Source organism: Synechococcus sp. OH2 (genome assembly GCF_047462155.1).
GTDB lineage: Bacteria > Cyanobacteriota > Cyanobacteriia > Thermostichales > Thermostichaceae > Thermostichus.
The window spans coordinates 1-1752 of sequence record NZ_JANSIR010000020.1 but is presented as its reverse complement, the minus strand read 5'-3'; the positions used below and the strand labels follow the sequence as shown (position 1 = coordinate 1752).

Annotated in this window: 2 protein-coding genes and 1 pseudogene; 1 reads left to right on the top strand and 2 read right to left on the bottom strand. The window is 58.7% G+C overall.

Annotated elements, in window-relative coordinates; genetic code table 11:
* Together NW835_RS01600 and NW835_RS01595 are read right to left on the bottom strand one after the other, a co-directional pair.
* A pseudogene (locus NW835_RS01600) lies at positions 1–213 on the bottom strand (pilus assembly protein PilQ); the annotation flags it as partial.
* Between the two features lie 296 nt (positions 214–509).
* Complete coding sequence (locus tag NW835_RS01595) at positions 510–1145, bottom strand: exopolysaccharide biosynthesis protein (RefSeq protein ID WP_414338292.1); 636 nt, start codon at positions 1143–1145, stop codon at positions 510–512.
* 98 nt (positions 1146–1243) lie between these two features.
* On the opposite strand from NW835_RS01595, the gene NW835_RS01590 reads away from it, so the two are divergent.
* Positions 1244–1669, top strand: a complete 426-nt coding sequence (locus tag NW835_RS01590) for a hypothetical protein (RefSeq protein WP_414414342.1) — start codon at positions 1244–1246, stop codon at positions 1667–1669.
* Positions 1670–1752: the final 83 nt, after the last annotated feature.

Below are 1752 nucleotides of genomic sequence, written 5' to 3'. Positions count from 1 at the left end.
CTGTGGACGGGCGCCCCCTGCAGTGGTGATCTCCAGCTTCATGCGGTTGCCGTGGGGCACCAGGCGGATATCGGTGATGCGGCTGAGGCTATGTGGATTGGCGGAGGTCAACTGCTGAGCGGCGGCTTCCTCAAGTCGGCCTTCTACAGCCAACAGGGGCAGCGAAAGAATCAAGCTCAGCGCCCATCCCCAGGCAACTCGACGGTTCATCATCCTCACACCTCACTCCGTTAGCCAAGCGTGTTCTTGCTTCACTGCAGCACGGGTTCACCCAGTGCTTCCCTAATCAAAGCCGAAATCTCGCACTTTGCCACTACCCATAGGTGATTGAGGGAAAAATTTTCCCGGATCTCCGATTCTGACAACACTACCTGCAGCTCATCGTCTGTAACCTCTCGACCCTGGCCATCTATCACAGGGATCCGGATACGTGCTCATCGTCAATAGAAACGGCTTGTCTCGCCAATTCCCAACTCCCCTCTCCCTCAGGGAGAGGGGCTGCTAGGGCGCTATCTTCTCAGCCAATCCAACAGAGTCGTTCCCCCCAGCCACAGGCCCACCAAAATGGAAGTGGTCAGTAGCCCCCCTGCCACACAGATCAGGGATCCCAGGCTGCAGAGGAGCCCATCTTCTTCCAGGAGACCGAAGGCGGTGACGAAGATCCCCATCGCCGGCAGGGTGTTGGTGCCGGGCACGGGAATGATCATGGAAATGCCCATCAAACCAATCCAAGTGCCCAGCCAGACCTGGCCCAGGCGGCTGGTGCAGACTCGTTGCCAACGGGGGCAGGCAACTTTTTCAATGCGCTGCAACCATGGGATCCCGGCCTGCACCCACTTTTGCAATTGCTTCCGTTCAATGGATGTCTGCAACACCCATGGCGGCAACCAGGGAGTGGTTCGCCCTGCCAGCATTTGCAGGGCCAGCAGTAGGATGACCACGCCAAAGGGAGTGGAATAGCCAGGGGCCGGCAGAGGTAAAGCCGAGGGAAAAGACAGCACTGCCAAAAACAAGCCAAAGCTGCGCTCGCCCGCCAGTTTGAGAATCTCTTCAATGCAGATCGCCACGGGTGGGGATCCCTCAGGCTGCTCTGGGTTTGCGGGAAGGCAGGCAAATCGGGCTAGCTCTTGGGATAGACGAGCCATAGGGGAGTCTGCAAACGGTTTGGGAGCCAACGATAGCCTACTGCAAATTCAAGGTTTGTTGGATATCTTGAGCGAAGGGGTGGTTTTGGAGAGGTAAGATGAGTGGCGAAGCGCTGGGCAAGAGGTTGGGCAGCGGTAGCCTTGGAGAAGGTCTAAAGAAGCGCGCCCCGCTCAGCCAAGAAATGGGTAGGTTGGGGGGATCCCTGCTGCTGGGATCCCTGTTGGTGGCAGGGCACGGTGTGGCCCTGGCCGAAGCGCAGTTGGAGGTGGGTACCTCCACCACCTTGCCCCCCCAGTCGGCTCCGCCGGTGTTGCCACCCCCACCGGTGGGAGTGCGACAAATTAGAGAGGATACCGATCCTGAGCAAACCGCCGATATGCCCCTTTCCTTGATGGCCGAGCAGGTGCTGGAGGCGGTGTGCGAAGCGCAAATCGATGCCCAACGCGCCCTGGCCCTCATGCCCGATCTGAGCGAATCCCACATCCGCGCCGCCTGTCCCAAGCGGCTGATCCCCAAAAGCTGAAGGAAAACAAAGGCGGCCCCAGACCTTGGGTTGAAAAGTACAGCCTGTTAAGGAATCAAGGGGTACAGTAGCAACACTTAGCA